Annotated in this window: 19 protein-coding genes; 9 read left to right on the top strand and 10 right to left on the bottom strand. The window is 67.5% G+C overall.

From position 1 onward, the window contains the following. Window positions 1–31: 31 nt before the first annotated feature. A complete protein-coding gene (gene fur / locus DOM67_RS02555; protein ID WP_035476150.1) occupies window positions 32–481 on the top strand; it encodes a ferric iron uptake transcriptional regulator in 450 nt (149 codons plus the stop codon). Between the two features lie 180 nt (window positions 482–661). On the opposite strand, the gene recN is transcribed toward fur, so the two are convergent. Then, window positions 662–2,335, bottom strand: a complete 1,674-nt coding sequence (gene recN / locus DOM67_RS02560) for a DNA repair protein RecN (protein WP_110674110.1) — start codon at window positions 2,333–2,335, stop codon at window positions 662–664. A 333-nt stretch (window positions 2,336–2,668) separates the two neighbouring features. Between recN and grpE the strand changes: the two genes are divergently transcribed. The 4 genes from grpE to DOM67_RS02580 all read left to right on the top strand — a co-directional run bounded on the left by grpE (window position 2,669) and on the right by DOM67_RS02580 (window position 7,368). Then, on the top strand, window positions 2,669–3,292 hold the full coding sequence (gene grpE / locus DOM67_RS02565) for a nucleotide exchange factor GrpE (protein WP_110674111.1): 624 nt from the start codon (window positions 2,669–2,671) through the stop codon (window positions 3,290–3,292). Window positions 3,293–3,414: 122 nt separating this feature from the next. After that, window positions 3,415–5,355 (top strand): molecular chaperone DnaK, encoded by a 1,941-nt coding sequence (gene dnaK, locus DOM67_RS02570; protein WP_110674112.1) that lies wholly within the window; start codon window positions 3,415–3,417, stop codon window positions 5,353–5,355. A gap of 98 nt (window positions 5,356–5,453) precedes the next feature. Further along, on the top strand, window positions 5,454–6,605 hold the full coding sequence (gene dnaJ / locus DOM67_RS02575) for a molecular chaperone DnaJ (protein ID WP_110674161.1): 1,152 nt from the start codon (window positions 5,454–5,456) through the stop codon (window positions 6,603–6,605). A gap of 139 nt (window positions 6,606–6,744) precedes the next feature. Further along, window positions 6,745–7,368 carry a LysE family translocator gene (locus DOM67_RS02580; protein WP_110674113.1) on the top strand — a complete coding sequence of 208 codons (624 nt, stop codon included), beginning with the start codon at window positions 6,745–6,747 and terminating at the stop codon, window positions 7,366–7,368. Here the strand turns inward: DOM67_RS02580 and DOM67_RS02585 are convergent. Genes DOM67_RS02585 through DOM67_RS02600 form a run of 4 tightly spaced genes read right to left on the bottom strand, consistent with a single transcriptional unit; the run spans window position 7,365 to window position 12,618 of the window. After that, complete coding sequence (locus tag DOM67_RS02585) at window positions 7,365–7,628, bottom strand: formate dehydrogenase subunit delta (protein WP_110674114.1); 264 nt, start codon at window positions 7,626–7,628, stop codon at window positions 7,365–7,367. The genes DOM67_RS02580 and DOM67_RS02585 overlap by 4 nt on opposite strands. 36 nt (window positions 7,629–7,664) lie before the next feature. Further along, entirely contained in the window at window positions 7,665–10,553 is a 2,889-nt protein-coding gene (fdhF, locus tag DOM67_RS02590; RefSeq protein ID WP_110674115.1) for a formate dehydrogenase subunit alpha, read from the bottom strand. 2 nt (window positions 10,554–10,555) lie between these two features. Beyond that, the gene (locus DOM67_RS02595) at window positions 10,556–12,112 is read right to left on the bottom strand and encodes a formate dehydrogenase beta subunit (protein WP_110674116.1); all 1,557 of its coding nucleotides are present in this window, start codon (window positions 12,110–12,112) and stop codon (window positions 10,556–10,558) included. Then, window positions 12,112–12,618, bottom strand: a complete 507-nt coding sequence (locus DOM67_RS02600) for a formate dehydrogenase subunit gamma (protein ID WP_110674117.1) — start codon at window positions 12,616–12,618, stop codon at window positions 12,112–12,114. The genes DOM67_RS02595 and DOM67_RS02600 overlap by 1 nt, the downstream gene beginning before the upstream one ends. Before the next feature lie 355 nt (window positions 12,619–12,973). Between DOM67_RS02600 and DOM67_RS02610 the strand changes: the two genes are divergently transcribed. After that, complete coding sequence (locus tag DOM67_RS02610) at window positions 12,974–14,047, top strand: substrate-binding domain-containing protein (protein WP_232825111.1); 1,074 nt, start codon at window positions 12,974–12,976, stop codon at window positions 14,045–14,047. A 108-nt stretch (window positions 14,048–14,155) separates the two neighbouring features. On the opposite strand, the gene DOM67_RS02615 is transcribed toward DOM67_RS02610, so the two are convergent. Both DOM67_RS02615 and DOM67_RS02620 read right to left on the bottom strand, forming a co-directional pair. Then, complete coding sequence (locus tag DOM67_RS02615) at window positions 14,156–15,811, bottom strand: OFA family MFS transporter (protein ID WP_110674120.1); 1,656 nt, start codon at window positions 15,809–15,811, stop codon at window positions 14,156–14,158. 396 nt (window positions 15,812–16,207) lie between these two features. Next, complete coding sequence (locus tag DOM67_RS02620) at window positions 16,208–17,230, bottom strand: esterase-like activity of phytase family protein (RefSeq protein ID WP_110674121.1); 1,023 nt, start codon at window positions 17,228–17,230, stop codon at window positions 16,208–16,210. A gap of 142 nt (window positions 17,231–17,372) precedes the next feature. Here DOM67_RS02620 and DOM67_RS02625 point away from each other — a divergent pair, with 142 nt between their 5' ends. Further along, window positions 17,373–18,287 (top strand): DMT family transporter, encoded by a 915-nt coding sequence (locus tag DOM67_RS02625; RefSeq protein ID WP_110674122.1) that lies wholly within the window; start codon window positions 17,373–17,375, stop codon window positions 18,285–18,287. Window positions 18,288–18,341: 54 nt separating this feature from the next. Here DOM67_RS02625 and DOM67_RS02630 read toward each other — a convergent pair whose 3' ends face one another. The 3 genes from DOM67_RS02630 to DOM67_RS02640 are packed head-to-tail and all read right to left on the bottom strand — an operon-like array spanning window position 18,342 to window position 21,275. Continuing rightward, the gene (locus tag DOM67_RS02630) at window positions 18,342–19,091 is read right to left on the bottom strand and encodes an ABC transporter ATP-binding protein (RefSeq protein ID WP_110674123.1); all 750 of its coding nucleotides are present in this window, start codon (window positions 19,089–19,091) and stop codon (window positions 18,342–18,344) included. Further along, window positions 19,085–20,188, bottom strand: coding sequence for an iron ABC transporter permease (locus DOM67_RS02635; RefSeq protein WP_110674124.1), 1,104 nt, complete (start codon window positions 20,186–20,188; stop codon window positions 19,085–19,087). The genes DOM67_RS02630 and DOM67_RS02635 overlap by 7 nt, the downstream gene beginning before the upstream one ends. Continuing rightward, window positions 20,178–21,275 (bottom strand): ABC transporter substrate-binding protein, encoded by a 1,098-nt coding sequence (locus DOM67_RS02640; RefSeq protein WP_110674162.1) that lies wholly within the window; start codon window positions 21,273–21,275, stop codon window positions 20,178–20,180. The genes DOM67_RS02635 and DOM67_RS02640 overlap by 11 nt, the downstream gene beginning before the upstream one ends. A 252-nt stretch (window positions 21,276–21,527) precedes the next feature. On the opposite strand from DOM67_RS02640, the gene dapB reads away from it, so the two are divergent. Next, window positions 21,528–22,349, top strand: coding sequence for a 4-hydroxy-tetrahydrodipicolinate reductase (gene dapB / locus DOM67_RS02645; RefSeq protein WP_110674125.1), 822 nt, complete (start codon window positions 21,528–21,530; stop codon window positions 22,347–22,349). Between the two features lie 349 nt (window positions 22,350–22,698). Further along, window positions 22,699–23,856 carry a glutamine-hydrolyzing carbamoyl-phosphate synthase small subunit gene (gene carA / locus DOM67_RS02650; RefSeq protein WP_110674126.1) on the top strand — a complete coding sequence of 386 codons (1,158 nt, stop codon included), beginning with the start codon at window positions 22,699–22,701 and terminating at the stop codon, window positions 23,854–23,856. Window positions 23,857–23,894 lie beyond the last annotated feature (38 nt).

Here is a 23,894-nt window from a genome sequence, read left to right on the forward strand (position 1 = left end):
CCGACACGGGACGCCACTGCGAAGAGCGACCATGGCCGACGAAAACCAAGAATTGCGCAAGGCGGGACTCAAGGTCACTCTGCCGCGTGTCAAGATCCTGCAGATCCTCGAAGCGACACGTATGGAAGAAGAGCTCCATATGAGTGCCGAGGACGTCTACAAGGCGCTGCTGGAGTCGGGAGAAGATGTCGGCCTCGCTACCGTATACCGTGTGCTGACTCAGTTCGAGGCCGCCGGCCTGGTGGTGCGTCACAATTTCGACGGCGGCCATGCCGTGTTCGAGATGACCCAGGAAGAGCACCATGACCATATGGTGGACCTGGAGTCCGGTGATATCGTCGAGTTCTACGACGAAGAGATCGAACGGCGCCAGCGCGAGATCGTCGAGGAGCACGGTTACGAACTGGTCGAGCATGCACTGGTGCTCTACGTTCGCCCGCGCGGCTCCAAGGCGACACGTCAGGACAGCAGCAAGAAGTAAAATGGCCGCGGCCAGGCGCCCACGGCGCTTGCCGGACGGAAACGACGAATATCATCAAAACGCCGACCCCCAGGGGTCGGCGTTTTGCGTCTGTGTATGCGTGTCATGCCGAAGGCGAGGGCATGTGTGATGGTGTGAGTGATGAACGATGGTGGGGCGGCGTGAACGCCGCCAGGGCGCTCAGTGCGCCCCGGTCTGGCTCGCCGCCAGCATCTCGCGGGCGTGGGCCAGGGTGCGCTCGGAGAGCTTGACGCCGCCGAGCATACGCGCGATCTCGCGCACTCTGCCTGCCTCGTCGAGCTGCGCCATCCGGGTGCGGGTGGCCTCGTCGCTCGACTGCTTCTCGATATGCAGGTGCTGGTGCGCCTGGGCGGCGACCTGCGGCAGGTGGGTCACGGTCATGATCTGGGCCTTGTGGCCCAGCCGGCGCAGCAGCTGGCCGACGATCTCGGCGGTGGCGCCGGAGATACCGACGTCGACCTCGTCGAATACCAGCGTGGCCAGGGTGCTGTGGCTGGCCGCCACCACCTGGATCGCCAGGCTGACGCGGGAGAGCTCACCGCCTGAGGCGACCTTGGCCAGCGGTCGCGGTGGCTGGCCGGGGTTGGCGCTGATCAGCAGGCTGACGCGGTCGACCCCGTGGGGCTGCGGCGTCTCCAGCGGGGTGACCTCGACCGCGAAGCGTGCCTTCTCCATGCCCAGGAAGGCGAGCTGCTCCTGCACCTGACGGGCGAACTCGGTGGCGCTGGTCTGACGCGCTTCGCTGATCTGGCGGGCGGCGTCGCGGTAGTGCTGGCGCGTCTCCTCGAGTCGCGCGCGCAGGCTGTCGAGATCCTCGTCGCCGCCCTCGAGGGTCGCCAGCTCGGCACTCAGGCGCTGGTGCAGCTCGACCAGCTCGTCGGGCATGACGTGGTGCTTGCGGGCGATGCGATGAATCTCGCCGAGGCGCTCGTCGACCCATGCCAGCCGCTGCGGATCGAGCTCGGTGGACTCGACGAAGTGGTGCAGTTCGCGGGCCGCCTCCTCGAGCTGGATCTGGGCATCATTGAGCATGCCGAGCGCTTCCGCCAGGCTGCCGCGGTCGCTGCCCGGCACCCGTGACAGGCGCGTGTGCGCCTGCAGCAGCAGGCCCAGTGCGCCGCCCTCGTCATGGTCGCAGCAGTCGGCGGCGAACTGCGCCTCGCGCAGGCTCTCCTCGAGGTGCGCCAGGGTCTCCTGCTCCTGCTCCAGCGCTTCCAGTTCGTCCGCCTGCAGGGCCAGCTGATCCAGCTCCTCCACCTGATAGCGCAGCAGCTGGCGCTTGGCCTCGCGCTCTTCGTCGTTCTCGCTGCGCTGGCGATACTGCTTGCGCAGGCTCTGCCACTGGCGGTGCAGCGCCGCCAGCTCGTCCACCGCGCGGCGCTGGCCGGCGGCGTCATCGAGCAGGCGACGGTGGGTCTCCTCGTTGAGCAGCGCCTGGTGGGCGTGCTGACTGTGGACGTCGATCAGGCACTCGCCGAGCTCGCGCAGATCGGCGATGGTGCAGGGCTGGCCGTTGATCCACGCCTTGGAGCGCCCGGACGCGGTGACCACCCGGCGCAGCAGGCACTCCTCGCTCGGCAGTTCGCGCGCGGCGAGCCAGGCCCGCGCCTCGGCGCGGCCGCTGAGATCGAAGCGTGCGCTGAGATCGGCGCGTTCGGCACCGTGCCGCACGCCGCCGGCATCGGCGCGTTCGCCCAGGCAGAGCCCGAGGGCACCGAGCAGGATCGACTTGCCCGCCCCGGTCTCGCCGGTGATGGCGGTCATGCCGGCCTGGAACTCCAGGTCGAGGGTGTCGACGATGGCGAAGTCGCGAATGGCGAGTTGGATCAGCATGCTGCCTCCCGAGGATCGATGGCGGCCATACAGTGGTCTGTTCGTTTATACAGTAGTCGGTTCGGCGCTTCAATCCACCTCGCGGTGCCTGATGGACGCGTGTCGCCTGTCGGCGTTCACGCAAAGCGCACCAACGCTTGAGATCGTGGCGGGCAGCCCCATATAGGCAGTCACTTGGACGTCAATAGCGATCGTCGATGACGCAGGCGCCGAGCAGACCCCACTCGGAAGCGTCGCCATGGTGTGACGCTGCCCGGCCCAGGGGCTCGCCGGTGCTGCGCCGACGCTGTCTTCATACTGGTGCTTTCATCACATCTATATCGGGAGAGACTCATGGCCAGAGATCCGCAGAAGCCCGTCGACGAAGAGATCGAGCGCGCCGAGCGCGACGGCGAACCGCAGCCGACCCAGGCGCCGCTCGAGGGTGATCTCGACGCGGTCGCCGACGAGCTCGAGCACGAGCCGGGCGAGAACGGCGGTGACGCCAACCCCGAGGCAGAAGTGCTGGCCGCGCGGGTGGAGGAGCTGGAGCAGGCGCTCACCGAGGCCAAGGATCAGTCGATGCGTGCCGCCGCCGAGGCCCAGAATGCCCGCCGGCGCGCCGAGCAGGATGCCGAGAAGGCCAGGAAGTTCGCGCTGGAGAAGTTCGTCAAGGAGCTGCTGCCGGTGGTCGACAGCCTGGAGAAGGGGCTGGAGAGCATGCAGGAGGTCGACGAGACCCACCGCGAAGGGGTGTCGATGACCCTGAAGATGCAGCTCGACGCGCTCGCCAAGTTCGGCGTCGAGCAGATCGACCCGCAGGGTGAACCGTTCGATCCGCAGTTCCACGAGGCGATGAGCATGGTGCCCAATCCGGAACTCGACCCCAACACGGTCATGGATGTGATGCAGAAGGGTTACACCCTGAACGGGCGGCTGGTGCGGCCGGCGATGGTCATCGTCAGCAAGTCGGCCTGACGCAATCTGGGCCGGCGGGGCTTGAAAGGCGCCCGAAAGCCCCCAGATAGCAGTCAATCGCGCTACACGCGCCGCCAAGACAACGTATCGAATCGTCAACGAATTGTTAGAGGTGAGGAATTATGGGACGCATCATCGGTATCGACCTGGGTACGACCAACTCCTGCGTCGCCGTGCTCGACGGTGACAAGACTCGCGTTATCGAGAACGCCGAAGGCGCTCGCACCACGCCGTCGATCATTGGCTACACCGACGACGGCGAGACTCTTGTCGGTCAGGCGGCCAAGCGTCAGGCGGTCACCAACCCGACCAACACGCTCTACGCCGTCAAGCGTCTGATCGGCCGCAAGTTCAAGGACGACGTCGTCCAGAAGGACATCAAGATGGTGCCCTACCGCATCGTCGAGGCCGACAACGGCGACGCCTGGGTGCAGGTGAACGACAAGAAGCTGGCACCGCCGCAGGTCAGCGCGGAAGTGCTCAAGAAGATGAAGAAGACCGCCGAGGACTATCTCGGTGAAGAAGTGACCGAAGCGGTCATCACCGTGCCGGCCTACTTCAACGACTCTCAGCGTCAGGCGACCAAGGATGCCGGCCGCATCGCCGGTCTCGAGGTCAAGCGCATCATCAACGAGCCGACCGCGGCTGCGCTGGCTTACGGTATGGACCGTTCCACCGGCGACCGCACCATCGCGGTCTACGACCTGGGTGGCGGTACCTTCGACATCTCGATCATCGAAGTGGCCGATGTCGACGGCGAGAAGCAGTTCGAGGTGCTGGCGACCAACGGTGACACCTTCCTGGGTGGCGAGGACTTCGACCTCAAGCTGATCGACTACCTGGTGCAGCAGTTCAAGAGCGATTCGGGCATCGACCTGTCCGGCGACAGCCTGGCCATGCAGCGTCTGAAGGAAGCTGCCGAGAAGGCCAAGATCGAGCTCTCCTCGGCCCAGCAGACCGAAGTCAATCTGCCCTACATCACCGCCGACAACACCGGTCCCAAGCACCTGGCGATCAAGGTCACCCGGGCCAAGCTCGAGTCGCTGGTCGAAGATCTGGTCAGCCGTTCGCTGGGTCCGTGCAAGACCGCCATGGACGATGCCGGTCTCTCCAACAGCGAGATCCACGACGTCATCCTGGTGGGCGGCCAGACCCGCATGCCGCTGGTGCAGCAGAAGGTCGCCGAGTTCTTCGGCAAGGACGCCCGCAAGGACGTCAACCCGGACGAAGCCGTGGCCATGGGTGCTGCGATTCAGGGCGGCGTGCTCGGCGGTGACGTCAAGGACGTACTGCTCCTCGACGTGACCCCGCTGACGCTGGGTATCGAGACCCTGGGTGGCGTGATGACGCCGCTGATCGAGAAGAACACCACGATCCCGACCAAGAAGACCCAGACCTTCTCGACCGCCGAAGACAACCAGACCGCCGTGACCATCCACGCGCTGCAGGGTGAGCGCAAGCAGGCGGCACAGAACAAGTCGCTGGGTCGCTTCGACCTCGCCGACATTCCGCCGGCACCGCGCGGCGTGCCGCAGATCGAAGTCGCCTTCGATCTCGACGCCAACGGTATCCTCAACATCACGGCCAAGGACAAGGCGACCGGCAAAGAGCAGTCGATCGTGATCAAGTCCTCCAGCGGTCTCTCCGACGATGAGATCGATCAGATGGTCAAGGATGCCGAGGCACACGAGGCCGAGGACAAGAAGTTCGAAGAGCTGGTGGCCCTGCGCAACCAGGCCGACGGCATGATCCACGCTTCGCGCAAGACGCTGGAAGAGGCTGGTGACAAGGTCGACGCCGACGAGAAGAGCAAGATCGAGACCGCCATCAGCGAGCTCGAAGAAGCGCTCAAGGGTGACGACAAGGACGCCATCCAGGCCAAGCTCGACGCGCTCACCGAAGCGTCCGGCAACCTGGCGCAGAAGATGTACGCCGAGCAGGGCGAAGGCGCCGGTCAGGAAGCGGGTGCCCAGGCCGACGACGCCCAGGCCAGCGGCAAGAAAGAGGATGACGTGGTTGACGCCGAGTTCGAGGAAGTCAACGACGATCAGAAAAAGCAATAATCACGACGTCTGACGTCGTGTGACGGCAGCAGCGCGGGAGCCCGACACGACTCCCGCGTTGTCGTTTGCACGGCATCGATACGGAGGCGAACAACGTCATGTCCAAGCGTGACTACTACGAAGTGCTGGGCGTCGACAAGGGCGCCGACGGCAAGGAGATCAAGAAGGCCTATCGCCGGCTGGCACAGAAGTACCATCCGGACCGCAATCCGGACGACCAGCAGGCCGCGGAGAAATTCCGCGAGGTCTCCGACGCCTACGAGGTGCTGTCCGACGACCAGAAGCGCGCGGCCTATGACCAGTTCGGCCATGCCGGCGTCGACGGCCAGGCCGGTGGCGGTTTCGGCGGCGGCGGTTTCGGCGGTGCCGGAGCGGGTGGCTTCAGCGACATCTTCGGCGATGTCTTCGGCGATATCTTCGGTGGCGGCGGCGGTGGTCGGCGCAATCCCAACGCTCCCCAGCGCGGCAGCGATCTGCGCTACAACCTGGAGCTCGATCTCGAGGACGCCGTCTTCGGCACCACCGTCGACATCCGCGTGCCGCGTCATATCGAGTGCGAGCACTGCGACGGCAGCGGCGCCGAGCCGGGGTCGAGCAAGGAGACCTGCCCGACCTGTCACGGCCAGGGTCAGGTGCGCATGCAGCAGGGCTTCTTCGCCGTGCAGCAGACCTGCCCCACCTGCCACGGCAGCGGCCAGGTGATCAAGGTGCCGTGTCGCAAGTGCCACGGCGAAGGCCGCGTACGCGAGACGCGCACACTGTCGGTGAAGATCCCGGCCGGGGTGGATACCGGCGACCGCATTCGTCTCAACGGCGAGGGCGAGTCCGGGCTCAACGGTGGTCCGGCGGGCGACCTCTACGTCCAGGCCGACATCAAGCCGCACCCGATCTTCGAGCGCGACGGGCGCCATCTGCACTGCGAAGTGCCGATCAACTTCGTCGACGCTGCCGTGGGTGGCGAGCTCGAGGTGCCGACCCTGGAGGGCCGTGTCAAGCTCAAGATCCCCCCCGAGACCCAGACCGGCAAGCTGTTCCGGCTGCGTGGCAAGGGCGTCAAGCCGGTGCGCGGCGGCCCCGCCGGCGATCTGCTGTGCAAGGTCGTGGTGGAAACCCCGGTCAACCTCTCCGAGGAGCAGAAAGAGCTGCTGCGCAAGTTCCAGGAGAGCCTGGGTAGTGCCAGCCGCCATTCGCCCAAGAAAGAGGGCTGGTTCGACGGCGTCAAACGCTTCTTCGAAGATATGAAGCCCTGATCCGAGCGCGCCGATCCTGGCGCGCGGGTCATGACCTTCGGATCATGCCAAAGCCCCGTCCGGTTTCGCCCGGGCGGGGCTTTTTCTGTGTGGTCGTGGGCGCTACAGTCGAGGGTCTCACCCTGGAGATGGCATCATCATGGATCCGCTCACCTTTGCCCTGGCCGCGCTGGGCTTCGCTTATCTGCCTGGGCCGGCCATGCTCTATACCGCCGCGCAGACCCTGGGGCGTGGCAAGCGCGCCGGCTGGTTCGCGGTACTGGGCGTGCATCTTGGCTGCTACGTGCATGTGGTGGCGGCGACGCTGGGGCTGGCGGCGCTGTTTGCGGCAGTGCCACCGGCCTATGTGGCGATGAAGGTGATTGGCGGGGTGTATCTGCTCTGGGCGGGTGTACGGCTGTGGCGTCAGGGCCTGGGGGGCGAGGCGCCGCAGCTCGACTCACACGCCAGCGCACGGCGAGTGCTGCGTGACAGTTTCCTGGTCGAGGTGCTCAACCCCAAGACCGCGCTGTTTTTCGTCGCCTTTCTGCCGCAGTTCGTGCAGCCCCAGGCCGATCTCGCCATGACCCGGCAACTGCTCGGCCTGGGTGTGGCCTCCAACCTGATCTTCTCCTCCGCCGACGTGGTCACGGTACTGCTGGCGGCGCCGCTGCGGCGTTGGTTCACCGCCGGCAATAGCCGCGGTTCGCGCTGGCTGCAGCGGCTCGGCGGTGGTGTGCTGGGTGGTCTGGGCGTCAATACCCTGGTCCACGCCAGCCGCTAGCCCGCGTCCGAGGTCTCCTCCCAATCCTTGACCGTCGTCGAGAGTGCCTTGAGCCGCTCGACGGCCAGCTTCGACACCGGGTCGAGCTGGCTGCCGTCCTCTTCGGCGTAGGCGATGATGTCGCGCTTCATCGGGCGCGCCCAGAACTTCTTGAGATGGGTGGCGACCTGCTCGGCCGCCTGGGTGTCGTCGCCGTGATGGCGGTTGTTGAGGCTGATCTGGTTGATCATCTTGATCAACGATGCCGTGTTATCGCTCATGTCCGTCTCTCCCCGGTTGGCCGACTCCTGCCGCGCTCACTTGAGCGCGGCCGGGGCGTCGTCGGCGGCGGCCAGATAGTGCTGCTGGCGCGCGTCGAAGTGCTGGAAGTGCTGCTGCCACGACGAGGGCTGCGACACCTTCTCCACCTGCACCGCCGTCACCTTGTACTCGGGGCAGTTGGTGGCCCAGTCTGAGTTGTCGGTGGTGATTACGTTGGCCCCGCTGCCAGGGTGGTGGAAGGTGGTGTAGACCACCCCCGGTGCCATGCGCTCGCTGATGCGGCAGCGCAGCACGGTCTGGCCCACGCGGCTGCTGATGCCCAGCCAGTCGCCATCCGCGATACCGCGCAGCTCGGCGTCGCTGGGGTGGATCTCGAGCACGTCCTCGGCATGCCAGGCACTGTTGGCGGTGCGCCGCGTCTGGGCACCGACGTTGTACTGGCTGAGAATGCGCCCGGTGGTCAGCAGCAGCGGGTAGCGCCGGCTGGTGCGCTCCTCGGTGGCGACGTACTCGGTGATCGCGAAGTGCCCCTTGCCGATGGGGAAGTCCAGCGCGTGCATGGTCGGCGTGCCGTCGGGGAAGGCGTCGTTGCAGGGCCACTGGATACTGCCCTGTTTTTCCAGCTTGGCGTAGCTGACGCCGGTGAAGGTCGGCGTGAGGCTGGCGATCTCGTCCATGATCTCGGACGGATGGGTGTAGTGCATGGGGTAACCCAGGGCGTTGGCCAGGTCCTGGGTGACCTCCCAATCCTCCTTGCCGGCCACCGGCGGCATCACCCGGCGCACCCGGTTGATGCGGCGCTCGGCGTTGGTGAAGGTGCCGTTCTTCTCGAGGAAAGTGGCGCCCGGCAACAGCACGTGGGCGTACTTGGCGGTCTCGTTGAGGAAGATGTCCTGCACGATCAGGCAGTCCAGCGCACGCAGGGCCGACTCCACATGCTGGGTGTTGGGGTCCGACTGGGCGATATCCTCGCCCTGGACGTAGAGCGCCTTGAAGGTGCCGGCGATCGCGGCGTCGAACATGTTGGGGATGCGCAACCCCGGCTCGTCGTCCAGCGGGGTGTGCCAGACCGCCTCGAACTTCTCGCGCACCGCCGGATCGGCGACGTGCTGGTAGCCGGGCAGCTCATGCGGGAAGGAGCCCATGTCGCAGGAGCCCTGGACGTTGTTCTGGCCGCGCAGCGGATTGACGCCGACCCCTTCGCGGCCGATGTTGCCGGTGGCCATGGCGAGGTTGGCGATCCCCATCACCATGGTCGAGCCCTGGCTGTGCTCGGTCACGCCGAGGCCGTAATAGATCGCCCCGTTGCCGGCATTGGCGTAGGCGCGGGCGGCTTCGCGAACCCTGGCTGCCGGCACGCCGGTTTCGGCTTCCAGCGCCTCGGGGGCGTTGCGCGGCTCGCTGATGAAGGCGCGCCACTGCTGGTAGGCGTCACCCTCGCAACGACGGGCGATGAAGTCATGATCCTCCAGCCCCTCGGTGACCACCACGTGGGCCAGGGCATTGACCAGTGCCACGTTGGTGCCGGGCTTGAGCGGCAGGTGCAGGCTGGTACCGCCGTGGGGCGTCTTGAGCAGATCGATACGCCGCGGGTCGGCGACGATCAGCGTCGCGCCCTGGCGCAGGCGGCGGCGCATCTGCGAGGCGAACACCGGGTGGGCATCGGTGGGGTTGGCCCCGATCACCAGGATGGTGTCGGCTTGCATCACCGAGTCGAAGGTCTGGGTGCCGGCGGATTCGCCCAGGGTGGTCTTCAGCCCGTAGCCGGTGGGCGAGTGGCAGACCCGCGCACAGGTATCGGTGTTGTTGTTGCCGAAGGCGGCGCGGATCAGCTTCTGCACCAGATAGGTCTCCTCGTTGGTGCAGCGCGAGGAGGTGATGCCGCCGACGCTTTCGCGCCCGTACTGGGTCTGGATCTCGCGCAGACGCCGGGCGGCGAAGCCGATCGCCTCTTCCCAGGAGACGGCGCGCCACGGCTGATCGATCGCGTCGCGGATCATCGGCTCCTTGATGCGATCCTTGTGGGTGGCGTAGCCGAAGGCGAAGCGCCCCTTGACGCAGGAGTGGCCGTGATTCGCGTCGCCGCCCTTGTAGGGCACCATGCGCACCAGCTTATCGCCCTTCATCTGCGCCTCGAACGAGCAGCCCACGCCGCAGTAGGCGCAGGTGGTGACCACGCTGTGCTCGGGCACGCCCTGCTCGATCACGCTCTTCTCCATCAGCGTCGAGGTCGGGCAGGCCTGCACGCAGGCGCCACAGGAGACGCACTCGGAGTCCATGAACGGCTCGTTCTGGCCGGCGGCGACCTTGGAGTCGAAGCCGCGCCCCTCGATGGTCAGGGCGAAGGTGCCCTGGACCTCGTTGCAGGCGCGCACGCAGCGCGAGCAGACGATGCACTTGCTCGGGTCGAAGCTGAAGTAGGGGTTGGAGTCGTCGGTTTCGGCGTCGAGATGATTGTCACCCTCGAAGCCGTAGCGCACCTCGCGCAGGCCCACCGCACCGGCCATGTCCTGCAGCTCGCAGTCGCCGTTGGCGGGGCAGGTGAGGCAGTCCAGCGGGTGATCGGAGATGTAGAGCTCCATCACGTTGCGGCGCAGCTTGGCCAGTCGGGCGTTCTGGGTAGTGACCGCCATGCCCTCGGCGACCGGCGTGGTGCAGGAGGCCGGCAGGCCGCGTCGGCCTTCGATCTCCACCGCACATAGGCGGCACGAGCCGAACGCTTCCAGGTTGTCGGAGGCGCACAGCTTGGGAATGGTGATGCCGGCCAGCGCCGCGGCGCGCAGTACCGAGGTGCCCTCCGGCACGCTGATGCTGTGGCCGTCGATGCTCAGCTCGACCTGGGTCTCGGACAGCCGCGGCGGGGTGCCCAGATCACGGGCGAACTGCGCGGCATGGGTCGCATCGGGTTCGAAATATTGCAACATGCTTACCTCCCGCCTTCGGCCTGGGGCCGGGTCAGGTCATCGGGAAAGTGCTTCATCACGCTCTGCACCGGGAAGGGGGTCATGCCCCCCATGGCGCACAGCGAACCATCCACCATGGTCTCGCACAGGTCGGCGAGCAGCACCAGATTGTCGTCGGCCGCGTCGCCGGCGCGGATACGGTCGATCACCTCGACGCCGCGCACGGCGCCAATGCGGCACGGGGTGCACTTGCCGCAGGACTCCACCGCGCAGAACTCCATGGCGAAGCGCGCCTGGGCGCCCATGTCGACGCTGTCGTCGAACATCACCACGCCGCCGTGGCCGACCACGCCACCGAAGGCGGCGAAGGCTTCATAGTCGAGCGGGGTGTCCCACTGGCTCTCCGGCAGATAGGCGCCCAGCGGCCCGCCCACCTGCACCGCCTTGAGCGGGCGGCCGCTACGCGTGCCGCCACCGAAGCTCTCCATCAGCTCGCGCAGGGTGGTGCCGAAGGCCAGCTCGACCAGCCCGCCGCGGGCGACGTTGCCAGCCAGCTGCAGCGCCAGGGTGCCGCGGGACTTGCCCATGCCGTAGTCGGCGTAGGCCTGGCCGCCCTGGTCGAGAATGAACGGTACGGCGGCCAGCGAGAGCACGTTGTTGACCACGGTGGGCTGGCCGAACAGGCCCTCGATCGCCGGTAGCGGCGGCTTGGCGCGCACCAGCCCGCGCTTGCCCTCCAGGCTCTCCAGCAGCGAGGTCTCCTCGCCGCAGATATAGGCACCGGCGCCCAGGCGCACTTCGAGATGGAAGGCCTGGCCGCTGCCGAGGATGTCGTCGCCCAGATAGCCGGCCGCCTCGGCGCGAAGGATCGCCTCGTCGAGCATCGCCTGGGCCAGCGGATACTCCGAGCGCAGATAGATATAGCCCTGGGTGGCTCCCACGGCGAGCCCGGCGATGGTCATGCCCTCGATTAGCATGAAGGGGTCGCACTCCATCACCAGACGGTCGGCGAAGGTGCCGGAGTCGCCTTCGTCGGCATTGCAGACGATGTACTTCTGCGCCGCCGGGGTGTCGTGCACCGTTTGCCACTTGATGCCGGTGGGGAAGGCCGCACCGCCACGCCCGCGCAGCCCCGAGGCCTTGACCTCGTCGACGATACCCTGGGGCGCCAGCGTCAGCGCCTGCTTCAGGCCGGCGAAGCCTTGCCGTGCGGTGTAATCCTCGAGCGACAGCGGGTCGGTCAGACCGATACGCGAGAAGGTCAGGCGCTGCTGGCGTGCCAGATAGGGGTGCACCCCGATGTCGCCGAGGGCCAGGTCGTGCTCCTGCCGGCCTTCGAACAGGCCGGCGTCGACCAGAGCGTCGACGTCGGTGGGCGCCACCGGACCATAGGCCACCCGGCCCGCCGCGGTCTCGACCTCCACCAGCGGCTCCAGCCAGAAGAGCCCGCGGGAGCCGTTGCGCTTGAGCTGGATCGCCACGCCCAGACGCTCGGCGGCCCGCGTCAGGCGTGCCGCCACGGCGTCGGCGCCGAGGGAGCGGGCGGTGGTGTCGCAGGGCACATAGATCGTGGTCGTCATCACTTCACCTCCACCACGGTGGCGCTGAGCTGGGCCGTCAGGCGGTCGAAGCCGGCGGCGTCCATGCGCCCGTGGATCTCGTCGTCGACCCGTAGCGACGGCCCGCAGGCACAGTTGCCGAGGCAGTAGACCGGCTCCAGGGTGAATTCGCGATCCGCCGTGGTCTCATGATAGTCGACCCCCAGCGCGGACTTGACGTGGCCTTCCAGCGCCCGCGCGCCCACCGCCTGGCAGGCCTCGGCGCGGCACACCTGGATCACGTGGCGCCCCGGTGGATGCGTGCGGAAATGGTGATAGAAGCTGATGATGCCGTGCACTTCGGCGCGGGTATGGCGCAGTGCCTCGGCGATCATGGGTACGGCGGCGTCGGGGATATAGCCGTGCTGCGCCTGGATGGCGTGCAACAATGGCAGCATGGCCCCGGGGCGCGGGGCGTGCTGGTCGATCACGGCCTGGAGCTGCGCCGCCAGCGCCGTATCGGCGGGCTGCGGAGTGGGATGTGACATGGCCTGTTTCTCATCGAGTCGGTGGCTGGTCGGGTGCATGGCCTGCCGCGATCGGTGCTTGTCAGGAGCCCGCGTCAGTCCATCGTCTTGGAAATCACTGCCTCAATGCCTGCACCCGCGAAGGGCTGCGTTGCGCGGTACTGGTGCGCCAGCCCGGTCGAGAACTCGCCTAACAACCTGTTATGTCTCGTTCTCTGCGTGCCGTGCGCCTTGCCTTTCATCGCGTTCGGCGACTGATGCAGCGCTTCCCTTATATGAAATATTGTTCTTAACTGATTTAAGTGGATGCCGCTGAAGCCCAAACTAGCACTCCCATCGAGCGCGCAAAATATGAACGAAAATGCTTAGAAAAAAGTTGAATATCACCCCCGCATGGCTGTTTCGCAGCGACGAGGGCGAGCTGCTCGACCCGGTGCTGTTCGCACTGCTGGCGGATCTGCGCGAGAGCGGCAAGCTCACCCATGCGGCGCAGGCCGCAGGGATCTCCTATCGCCACGCCTGGAATCTGCTCAATCGCGCCGAGGGTTTTTTCGGCATGGCGCTGGTGGACATGCGCAAGGGGCACGGCACCGGGCTGTCGCCGCTGGGTGAGACGCTGTTGTGGTCCGAGCAGCGGGTCAAGGCGCGCCTGGGGCCCCAGATCGACAGCATGGCCTCGGAGCTCAATCATCAGCTGCAGCAGCTGGTGGCGGGCGCCCACCCGGTACTGCGCCTGCACGCCACCCACGGCTACGCCGTGGCGCTGCTGCCGGGCTTCGCCGGTGAACTCGACCTGCGCTACTGCCAGCCGGAAGAGGCGCTGAGTGCACTGGAGCGTGGCGACTGCGACCTGGCCAGCTTTCACCTGCCCACCTCGCCGCGCCTGGCGGCACAGGTGATGGAGGCCTATCGCCCGGCGCTGGCGCGGCAGCGGTTGCGGGTGATCCGTTTCGTCACCCGGCGCCAGGGGCTGATCCTGCGTCGCGGCGAGCGCGAGCGGATCACCGGGCTGACCGACCTGACCCGCCCCGGCGAGCGCTTCATCAATCGCGACGTCCACTCGGGCACGCGGCTGCTGTTCAGGCTGCTGCTGGCCGAGGCGGGGATTGCCGAAGCGCAGATCCAGGGGGCCGAGCAGGAGGAGTTCACCCACACCGCGGTGGCGGCCTACGTCGCCTCCGGCATGGCCGATGTCGGTTTCGGCCTCGAGGCTGCGGCGGCGCAGTTCGGGCTCGATTTCCTGGGGCTGGCCAGCGAGCACTACCTGCTGGTCTGTCCCGAGGAGCGTCTGCGACGTCACAACATCCAGGAGCTGCTGGCGTTCATGAGTTCGGCGCCGTTTCGCACCCGGCTGGAGGCGCTCACCGGCTATGCACCGGATCGCTGCGGTGAGGTGCAGACCTTCGAGGCGCTGCTGGCGGAGGATGGCGCGGACGAGGGCGACGCCTGAGCGCTACCTGAAACGCCAAAGGCGCCCGTGGAGGGCGCCTTTGGTTCGGGCGGTACCCGCGCCGGCGCACGCCCTCGGTACGCCGGAACGGGTGGGTGAAGCGCTGCCTCAGAACAGTGCGGCGGCCTTGGCCAGGGCGATGTAGAGCCCGATCAGGAACGGCACACCGACGCCCAGCCAGGCGAGCACGCCGCCGATGCCGAAGCTGCCACGGGCGGCGGTCTCGGCGTTGGCGGCGACGGTGTCTTCCTTCTGCAGCGCGCGCTCGCGGGCCAGCTCCTCGTCGCTCATCTGCTGCTCCGGCTTGACCGGCTTGACCAGGGCGTTGCAGATCAGGCCCAGGAACAGCAGGCCGGCCATGATGTAGAGCGTGCGGTCGTAGACCAGGCTGGCCTCGACGCCGGCATCGAGCTGGGCCTGACGCAGCGCGGCGATGATCAGCGGGCCGACCAGGCCGGCAGCGGTCCAGGCGGTGAGCAGGCGGCCGTGGATGGCGCCGACCATCTGGGTGCCGAAGATATCGGCGAGATAGGCCGGCACCGTGGCGAAGCCGCCGCCGTACATGCTCAGGATGACGCAGATCGAGATCACGAACAGCCCGGCCATGCCCAGGTGGCCCCACATCGGCAGCAGGCAGTACATCACGATGCCGATGATGAAGAAGCAGTAGTAGGTATTCTTGCGCCCGATCTTGTCCGACAGCGAGGCCCAGAACAGGCGTCCGACGCTGTTGAACAGGCTGATCAGACCCACCAGGCCGGCGGCGGCGGCCACCACGGCGGCTTTCTGTGCGGCGCTGAGCACCGCGTCGCGGTCATCCAGACCCACCAGGGCGCCGCCGAAGACATCCTGCAGCATGGGGCTGGCCATCGAGATCACCGCGATCCCGGCGGTCACGTTGAGGAACAGCACGCCCCAGATCAGCCAGAACTGCTTGGTCTTCCAGGCGGTGTTCAGGTGCACGTGGCCGTGGGCGATCATGGCGTTGGCATTCGATTTCTGCGGCGGCACCCAGCCGGCCGGCTTCCAGCCATTGGGCGGTACGCGGAAACCGATGGCGCCGCAGGCCATGACGATGGCGTAGATCACGCCCATGGTGATCAGGGTCATGGCCACACCGGTGCCGCCGTCGCCGGCGTAGTGCTTCATCAGCACCACTGCCAGCGGCGCGCCGACCATGGCGCCGCCGCCATAGCCCATGATGGCGAAGCCGGTGGCCATGCCGCGACGGTCCGGGAACCACTTGATCAGGGTCGATACCGGGGTGATATAGCCCAGCCCCTGGCCGATGCCGCCGAGCACGCCGCAGCCGAGATAGATCAGCCACAGCTGATGCTGCATGACCCCGATACCGCCGACGATCAGGCCGCCGCCCCAGCAAGCCGCGGCGATACAGCCGGCCTTGCGCGGGCCGGCATGCTCGAGCCAGGCGCCCCAGATCGCCGCGGAGACACCGAGCATGGCAATGAAGATGCCGAAGACATAGGTGACCTGGGCCACGCTCCAGTTACAGCTGGTGGTGGTCAGTGCCTGCAACAGGCCGAGATTGCTGCAACTGGCCGGGGCGTCGGCGATCTGCTGGCTCATCGGCAGCCAGAACACCGAGAAGCCATAGGCCATGCCGATACACAGGTGAATGGCCAGTGCCGCGGTCGGCACCAGCCAGCGGTTGAAATTGGGGCCCGCGATGGTGCGTTCGCGGGAGAAGAACCCCGCACCGGCACTGCCGCTGGCGCCCTGGGCGGCTTGGTTGATCCCACTCATGCTCGATCCTCTTTTCGTTTTTCGTATTGTCGGCGCTGACGCGGTGGCCGGATGGCATCCGCGTGCACTACATCGGCCGCGGGCGGGCCGTCTTGAGGAAGTCATTGCCTATGAAAAGCTGTGCCTGTCAGGTCGCAGACAGTCACGGAAGACGTCGTGCGCAGGATCGAATCTAGCCGGGGTGGCTGGCAACTAGCGGAAATCATTATGCACGGGCATGCATAGGGGCAGGCGTGGGGTGGGCGTGCGTACAGGAACGGGGGAGAAGTGATGGGTAGAGGAGAGGCGTAGAAGAGAGGTGTAGAAGAAAGGCGTAGAAGAGAGGCGCGCGTCCCGGCGGCTCGCCGCGTGCCGTTGCCACGCCTGGCAGCGGTGGGACAGCGCGCGGGGGCTCGCTCAGGGCCCGGTGTCCGGGGTGACCACGGCGAAGCAGGTCAGCAGGGTGCGCTGCATCAGGCTGAAATTGTCGTCGCTTACCATCAGGTAGCGCTGGCCCCCGAGGCGAGTCAGCCCTTCGAAGTTGTCCACCGACCAGCCGTCGCCGTTGGCCAGCCGGGCCAGATCGGTGACCGTGACGCTGCCGTCACTGGCGAGATGGGCGCGGCGCAGCCGTATCACCAGTGAGGCCGGCGGGGTGAAGGCGCGCTCTAGGGTGAGCAGGTCGCCGTCGAGGGTCTCCAGGGCAGTCAGCGCGGCGTGGGGATCGTCGCTGAGCGGGTAGCGCCAGGTGTGCTGGCCGTCGAGGGTGAACAGCCGGGTCAGCTTGGGGGGCCAGCCCGCCGGCGGCTCCTCGATACCCCCGATCAGGCCGTGATCGGGGGTATCGGTCAGCGCCTCGAGGCCACCGTTGGCGTTGACGTCGGCCAGCGCCGCGGGGCGGTGGGGCGGCTCGCTGGCCAGCCCCGAGGGGTAGAAACGCTGCCAGCGGGCGTCGCCTGTGTCGTCTCCCGTCGCCGCGGCGCCTTCGAAGCCGATGACCAGCTGGGTATTGCCGCGGATGCCGTCGTCGGCGTGGATCAGCGCCAGCGCCTCGGCATCGCTGCGGCGGCTTTTGAGAATCGCGCCGTTGACGTCGCGCAGCGGATAGGTGTCGAGCGGTTCGTAGCCGCGCAGTTCGCCGCTGCCGCTGAAGTTGAGCCGGGCGCGGTGCAGCCAGCCGCGGTCGGAGATCAGGAACAGCAGCGATTCGTCGGCATCCCAGCCGAGGTCGGAGAGCCCGCCCACCGGGGTGCCATCCTGCCATTTGCCGGGCAGCGCCAGGGTGCCGCACCAGCGGATGTTGGGGGTGCTCGCGAGCAACGCGTCGGGTGCCAGGGCGGTGCGTTGCGGGGTGGCGCTGCAGCCGCCCAGCCCCAGCGCGGCGAGGGTCAGCAGGGCGATGGGGGCGAGCGGGGAGCGAGAGCGGAAACGCGCGGACATGACGGCTCCGATGATCAGGGGACTGTCTTACTCTAGCCCAAGGCCGTGCGGATCGTTGCCCCGGCGAGGCGAGACGCTCCCGGGTATAATGGCGCCCGCTCGCCGAAGCCGAATCATCCTGCCCCCAAGGAGGCACCTTTCCATGCAAGACACCACGGACCGGCCGCTGGCCGGCATTCTGCTGCGGCTGCTATCGGGGCTGCTGTTCGCCGGCATGCTGGTCTGCGTCAAGGCGGTCAGCGACGAGGTGCCGCTGGGGCAGACCGTGTTCTTTCGCTCCGCCTTCGCACTGCTGCCGATCGTGCTCTTCATGCTGTGGCGGCGCGAATTCCCGCGTGCCCTGGCCACCCGACGGCCGCTCGGCCATCTGCTGCGCTCGGGGCTGGGGGCGGCGGCAATGTTCGCCTCCTTCGCGGCGGTGGCGCGGCTGCCGGTGGCGGAGGCGACCCTGCTGGCCCAGCTGGCGCCGGTGGCCCTGGCACTGGGCGGAATCCTGCTGCTGGGCGAACGCCTCACCCGCCACCGCCTGGCGGCGCTGACACTGGTGCTGGTCGGAGTGGGGGTGCTGATCCTGCCCGAACTGCGCGGCGGCCCGACCCCGGCGCGGATCACCGGTTACGCCCTGGGCATCGGCGCCGCCCTGCTCACGGCCGGGGCGCTGCTCACGGTACGGCGCATCTCGCGCACCGAGACGCCCGCCTCGATCGCGTTCTACTTCGTGCTGGTGACCACCCTGGCGGGGCTGGCGACCGCTGCCCTGGGCTGGGTCACGGTGGCCTGGCCGACGCTGCTGCTGCTGGTACTGGCGGGGCTGTTCGGCGGCGCGGCGCATATCTGCATGACGCTGGCGCTGCGCATGACCGAGGTATCCAAGCTGGCGCCATTCGAATACGTGGCGCTGATCTGGCCGCTGCTGGCGGATCTGTGGCTGTTCGGGCAGCCGCTCTCCAGCGGTTTCGTGCTGGCCCTGCCGCTGGTGCTGGGGGGCGCCATGCTGGCGGCGCTGGAGGGGCGTCGGTTGGGATGGAGGCGGCGGCGGCTCGGCGCCAGTGACTAGCGCGCCGGGTGCAGGGATATGGGGGCTTTGCCGCCAGCCCTGACCAGGGCGTCGCTAGATGGCGGCTTCGACGATCAACTGCGGTCTCCCCTGGGAGCAGGGCTCGATGCGTGCCTCGACCTGGAAGGTGCGGCGCAGCATCTGCGGTGTCACCACCTGTTCGCAGGGGCCGCAATCGACCAGCCGCCCGCTCTCGATCACCAGCGCCTGATCGGCGAAACGCAGGGCGTGGCCGAGATCGTGGAGCGCGGCGATGATCAGCATGTTCCGCTCCTGCGCCAGCCGGCGCAGGATGCTGAGCAGGCTGATCTGGCGGTGGAGGTCGAGCGCCGAGGTGGGCTCGTCGAGCAGCAGGATGTCGGGGGACTGCACCAGCGCCTGGGCTGCGCCCACCAGCTGCCGCTGGCCGCCGCTCAGATTGCCGATGTCGCGCCCGGCCAGGGTGTCGATGCCGAGCGCCGCCAGCGCCTTGTCGACCTCCTTGAGGTCGGCATCCGCCACCTTGAGGCGGCGCCCCTGCATGCGTGCCAGCAGGACCGCCTCGTAGACCGTCAGCACGGCGGTGGCGCCGTTGTCCTGGGGCATGTAGGCGACCGGACGCTCACTGCTGGTGCCCGTGATGCGTACCTCGCCATCCCCCTCGAGCAGCCCCAGGATGCGCCGGAACAGGGTCGACTTGCCCGCCGCGTTGGGGCCGAGCAGCGCCACTACCTGGCCACCGTGCAGCGGCGGGGTGGAGATATCGTCGAGGATCTGGCGGCGGCCGTAGCGCGCCGAGAGGCGGTCGAGCGTCAGCGTTACCATGCGTTCTTCTTGTGGTTGAGGATCAAGAACAGGAAAAACGGAATCCCCACCAGCGAGGTGATGATGCCGATCGGAATGATGGTGCCGGGGATGATCACCTTCGACAGCACCGAGCCCACCGACAGCATCAGTGCCCCGCACAGCGCCGAACCGGGCAGGAAGAAGCGCTGATCCTCACCCAGCAGCAGACGCGCGATGTGCGGCCCGACCAGCCCGACGAAGCCGATGGTGCCGACGAAGGAGACGGCGATCGCGGCCAGCAGCGAGACCATGATCAGCACCTCCAGACGCAGCGCCCGCGGCTTGACGCCCAGGCTCTCGGCCTTGGCATCGCCCAGGCGCATGGCGGTCAGTGCCCAGCCGTGGCGGGCCAGCAGCGGTACCACCACCGCGAGCACGGCGAAGGCGATGCCGAGCTTGGGCCAGGTCGCCTTGGTCAGGCTGCCCATGGTCCAGAACACCACTGCGGAGACCGCCTGCTGGCTGGCGAAGAACTGGATCAGTGCCATCAGCGAGTTGAAGATGAACACCATGGCGATGCCCAGCAGCACGATGGTCTCGATCGTCACCCCGCGGCGCATGCTCAGGAAGTGGATCGCCAGCGCGGTCAGCATCGCCATGATGAAGGCGTTGAGCGGGATCGCGTAGTCGACCAGTGCCGGCACCAGGGTCACCCCGAAGGCCAGCGCCAGCGCGGCACCGAAACTGGCGCCGGCGGAGATGCCGAGGGTGAAGGGGCTGGCCAGCGGATTGCTCAGTATGGTCTGCATCTGGGCGCCGGCGATCGACAGGCTGGCGCCCACCACCAGCGCCATCAGCGCCACCGGCATGCGGATCTGCCACAGGATCACCCGCAGCGAATCCTCCACCGAGCCGGGGGTGAAGAGCGCCGCGATCACCTGGTCGAGGCCGAAGCGCGCCGGCCCCAGGGCGAGGTCGACACACAGACTGGCGAACAGCGCCAGGGCCAGCGCGGCCAGGATCAGTTGGCGTCGCAGCACCAGCCGGCGATAGAGGTTGGCGTCCTCGGCCGCGGCCGGCGCGAAGGCGACCGGACGCGGCGGCTCGGCGCTCGCGCGGGAACTCTCACTCGTCATGCAGGGATACCCAGTAGCCGGGGGCGTAGTCCACCGGCAGGAAGCGCTGATGCAGCTCGCGCAGGGTGGCCTCGGGATCGAGATCGGCGAACAGCTCCGGGTGGAACCACTTGGCCAGCTGCTGCACCGCCACGAAGTAGTAGGGGCTGTTGTAGAACTGGTGCCAGATGGCGTGGACCTGGCCGGTCTTCACCGCCTCGATGCCGGTCATAGCGGTGCGGTGGGTCAGTTGCTCGAGCTTGGCCCGGGCCTTCTGCATGTCCGCACCCGGGCCCACGCCGACCCAGTTGCCGCCGGGCACGTAGGCGCCCCAGTTGCCGCCGGTGACCACCACCTGATCGGGGTTGGCGGCGATGATCTGCTCCGGATTGAGGGTGCCGAAGGTCGACGGGATGATGCCGTCGGCAATGTTGTGGCCGCCGGCGAGCTCGACGTACTCGCCGAAGTTGCCGGGACCGAAGCTCATGCAGCAGTCGTCGGAGTAGCCGCCGGCGCGATCGATGAACACCTTGGGTCGCGCCGGGTCGGCGGCGGCGATCTTGTCGGTGACCCGGGCCAGCTGCGCCTCGGCGAAATCGATGAAGGCGTCGGCGCGCTGGGTGTCGCCGAGCAGGCGCCCCATCAGACGCATCGAGGGGATGGTGTGCGCGAGCGGTTTCTCGCGGAAATCGACATAGACGATCGGGATGCCCAGCGCGGCCAGCTTGGTGTCGTAGCCGGCGTCCTCGGTGGCGGCCTTGGCCTCGAGGTTCATCAGCACCACGTCGGGGTGCAGGCTGGCGGCCTGCTCGACGTCGAAGGTGCCATCCTTGAAGCCGCCGAAGGTGGGGATCTGCTTCATCTCGGGGAACTTGGCGGCGTAGGCGGCGTAGTTGTCCGGGTCGGCCTCGGCGAGGTCGTGGCGCCAGCCCACCACGTGGGCGAACGGGTTGTCGGGCTCGAGCGCGGCGAGCAGATAGATCTGGCGCCCTTCACCCAAGATGACGCGCTGCACCGGCGCCTCGACGGTCACCTGACGGCCGGCGATATCGGTCACCGTGATCGGATCGGCCCAGGTGCTGTTGGCGCCGCCGAGGGCGAGGGTGATGACGGCGAGACGAACGAGCCTCGCGGCGTATCCGGCGAAGAGGGAACGTGGCTGAGTCACGGCGAGATCCGGCAGAGGGGCGAATGGGTTAGTTACGCATGATTCTTATTTGCGAAAGGAGGCTAGTATGTCGCAGTGATTCCGGGGCGTCCAGCGCTGCACCCAGGCTTGCCGGGGGCTGCCGACAGGCGTCGCGCGGGCCCCGGCGGCAGTTGTTATACTGCCGCGACTTACCCTACCGCTGGAGATCGCATGCCTTCTCACGCCCCCCGTATCGCCATTGTCGGCGCCGCCGGCCGCATGGGCCGCAATCTGGTCAGTGCCGTGCAGCAGGATGACGGGGCCAGTCTGGCCGGCGGCAGCGTCTCCACCGGCAGCTCGCTGGTCGGCGCCGACCTGGGTGAACTCGCCGGCATCGGCCGCCTGGGCGTGGCTGCCACGGATGACCTGGCCGCCATCGCCGACGACTTCGATGTGCTGATCGACTTCACCTCGCCCGCCACCACCCTGGCCAATCTCGCTTTCTGCGCCGACCACGGCAAGGCGATCGTGATCGGCACCACCGGCCTCGACGAGGCCCAACTGGCCGAACTCGATGGCTATCGCGAGCGGGTGGCGATGGTCTTTGCACCCAACATGAGCGTCGGCGTCAACCTGACCCTCAATCTGCTTGCCACCGCCGCTCGCGCGCTGGGCGACGAGGGCTACGACATCGAGGTGATCGAGGCCCACCATCGCCACAAGGTCGATGCGCCTTCGGGCACCGCGCTGAGGATGGGCGAGGTGATGGCCGATGCCCTGGCGCGTCCGCTCAAGGAGTACGGCGTGTTCGAGCGGGTCGGCCAGTGCGGGCCGCGCACAGACAAGGAGATCGGCTTCGCCACCGTGCGTGCCGGCGATATCGTCGGTGAGCACACGGTGATGTTCGCCACCGAAGGTGAGCGCATCGAGATCACCCACAAGGCCTCCAGCCGCATGACCTTCGCCAAGGGCGCGGTACGCGCGGCGCGCTGGCTCGCACCGCGCGATGTCGGGCGCTACGACATGCAGGATGTGCTCGGCCTCAAGGCCTGAGTGCGCTGACGCCGGCGCTTACCGCCAAGGTGGCATTGACTTCGGGGGTAGAGCCGGCAGCCGCTTTCCGGTATCATCGCGCCAATTTGGCCGGGCGAACGCCGCAGCGAGAGAGCAGCCGCAGGCAATGCAGTCGATGAGCACGTCGACCAGGATAGCGTCGATCAGGACAAGCAAGCGGGATGGAACCGGTTTTCCGGATTTCGTCCCGCTTTTTTACGACCTGGCTTTGCTCGACGACCTGACTGCGTGCCCCGCGACCTCGCGCTTGGCGACGGCCGGCAGACCCTAGGGCAGGGGGTGTCGTTCCCTTGCCATTCGTTGGTGACCCGCTGAGGAGGATGAGGCCTTGAATAGACCTGCGATACTGGCGCTCGAAGATGGCAGTGTATTCCACGGCACTGCGCTGGGTGCCGACGGGCAGACCAGCGGCGAGGTGGTGTTCAACACCGCCATGACCGGCTATCAGGAAATCCTCACCGACCCCTCCTATACCCGCCAGATCGTCACGCTGACCTACCCGCACATCGGCAATACCGGCATCAATCGCGAGGACGTCGAGTCCGGCGCGATCGCGGCGGCCGGGCTGGTGATCCGCGATCTACCGCTGCTGGCCAGCAACTTCCGCAGCGAGCAGAGCCTGTCCGACTACCTCGCCGCCAATGGCGTGCTCGGCATCGCCGATATCGACACCCGCCGCCTGACCCGGCTGCTGCGCAGCAAGGGCTCGCTCAACGGCGCCATCCTGGCGGGCACCGAGGCCACCGGCGACGACGCGGTGGCGCGGGCGCTGGCCGCGGCGCGGGCATTCCCCGGGCTCAAGGGCATGGATCTGGCCAAGGTGGTGTCGTGCCGCGAGACCTATGAGTGGCACGAAGGCGAGTGGGCGCTGGGGCAGGGCTATGCCGACACCGCCCATGGCCCGCGCCCGTATCACGTGGTGGCCTACGACTATGGCGTCAAGCGCAACATCCTGCGCATGCTCGCCTCGCGCGGCTGCCGCCTGACCGTGGTGCCGGCGCAGACGCCGGCCAGCGAGGTGCTGGCGATGAGCCCCGACGGCGTGTTCCTGGCCAATGGCCCCGGTGACCCGGAGCCGTGCGACTACGCCATCACCGCCATCCGCGAGATCCTGGAGAGCGGGATTCCGGTGTTCGGCATCTGTCTCGGTCACCAGCTGCTGGCGCTCGCCGCCGGTGCACGCACGCTCAAGATGAACCACGGCCACCACGGCGCCAACCACCCGGTGCAGGATCTCGACAGCGGTCATGTCATGATCACCAGCCAGAACCACGGGTTCGCGGTGGACGAGTCGAGCCTGCCGGACAACGTGCGTGCGATCCATCGCTCGCTGTTCGACGGCACCCTGCAGGGCATCGAGCTCAGCGACCGGCCGGCCTTCAGCTTCCAGGGTCACCCGGAAGCGAGTCCCGGGCCGCAGGACGTGGCGCCGCTGTTCGATCGTTTCGTGTCGATGATGCAGCGTCATCAGCAAAGCGCCGCCTGAGGCGCCGACAGCGGTGGCTGACACGAGCAGCCAGCAGC

This window comes from Salinicola sp. RZ23 (genome assembly GCF_003206675.1).
Classification (GTDB): Bacteria; Pseudomonadota; Gammaproteobacteria; order Pseudomonadales; family Halomonadaceae; genus Salinicola; species Salinicola endophyticus.